General features: G+C 72.6%; 1 protein-coding gene and 2 pseudogenes. 2 read left to right on the forward strand and 1 reads right to left on the reverse strand.

The genetic code is table 11. The annotated features are described in order from the left end of the window. Positions 1–278 (reverse strand): annotated as a pseudogene (locus VKA29_RS03165) (hypothetical protein); the annotation flags it as partial. 260 nt (positions 279–538) lie between these two features. Between VKA29_RS03165 and VKA29_RS03170 the strand changes: the two are divergent. After that, positions 539–1,048 carry a SigE family RNA polymerase sigma factor gene (locus tag VKA29_RS03170; protein WP_324783595.1) on the forward strand — a complete coding sequence of 170 codons (510 nt, stop codon included), beginning with the start codon at positions 539–541 and terminating at the stop codon, positions 1,046–1,048. Then, positions 1,041–1,360: pseudogene (locus tag VKA29_RS03175) on the forward strand (hypothetical protein); the annotation flags it as partial. The gene VKA29_RS03170 and the pseudogene VKA29_RS03175, both read left to right, overlap by 8 nt.

The following is a 1,360-nucleotide window of genomic DNA, read 5'->3' on the forward strand; positions in this document are numbered from 1 at the left end:
CCGGCGACGGCCCCGGCACCGATCGGGGACGTCCTCGTGCTGGTAACGGTGAACCCGGCCGGGGTGGCGGTCACGCGGTTCCCGGAGACACCGGTACCGGAGACCACCGAGGCGCCGGCCGAGCCGGTGCCGTGAACCTTGGCGGCGGGCGCACCGGACGGCTTGCCGTGAGCCGTGGCCGTGGGCCGGGGGGTGTCGGTCGCAGCGCTGGCCACTCCCCCCGCCGTCGCGATGACTGCGGCGGTGGCCGCGGTGAGCATGATCGGGCGGATACGCATGAATCAGTGTCCTTTCCTGCGGGCGTCCGGTTGATGCCCGCACCCCTGTACGCCCCTCGGTGCCCGTGCGGTCGCGCCCCGGACACGTGGTCCATGTCACAGGACGTGGGCGCGACCTGGGGACGGCGCTCGTGCGTACAGGCTTGAGCGGCGCGAGGCTCCGCCCGGGAGGCACGGCTCCACCGCCGTGGTCGAGGAGTGCTTCCCGGCGAACCGCCTGTGATGCGAGCCGATCGACAGCACCAGGAGAGAAGCCGTTGATGACGCCACAGGAGTTCGACGCGTTCTACGCAGCGTCCTTCTCCCGCCTGACCGGTCAGCTCTACGCGATGACCGGCGACTGGTCCGAAGCACAGGACGTGGTTCAGGAGGCCTTCATGCGCGCGTGGGACCGAAGGCGCACGTTCGACCTCGACGATGCCCCGGAAGCCTGGATCCGGACCACCGCCCGGCGGCTGGCCATCTCACGTTGGCGACGTCTGGCCCGGGGTCTGCATCTGGCCGGACGCCACCACCATGAACCCCGCACCGTCGAGCCGCCCACTGAGGAGTACTTGATGCTGGTCATCGCGCTCCGCGACCTGCCCGAGGCGCAGCGCAGTGCCATGGTCCTGCACCACATGTGCGACCTTTCCATCGAGCAGGTCGCGGCCGAGACCGGCGCCAGCGTCAGTGCCGTCAAGAGCCGCCTCGCCCGCGGGCGGACCGCGCTGGCGGCCCGGCTCGGCGACCAGCCCCCGACCAGCGAGGAAGGACGACTCCATGTCTGACCCCCTCCACGACCCCCTGGGCGACCGGCTGCGGCTGCTCGGCACGCAGATGCCGGCACCGACCCTGCCCGCCGCGGAGGTCCGCCGACGCGCCGACCGGCGCCGCCACCGCCGGCACGCCTTGGGCGCGACCGCGGCCTGCACCGTGGCAGCCCTGTGCCTGGTACTCCCGTCCGTGCTGCACTCACCCGGCCCACGGCACGGAGCAGCCCCCACGGACACCTCCTCCGTGTCAGCTTCCCCCCGCCCCCCGGCCGGGTTCACCGTTACCAGCACGAGGACGTCCCCGATCGGTGCCGGGGCCGTCGCCAA

This window comes from Streptomyces sp. H51 (assembly GCF_035656535.1).
Taxonomy (GTDB): Bacteria; Actinomycetota; Actinomycetes; order Streptomycetales; family Streptomycetaceae; genus Streptomyces.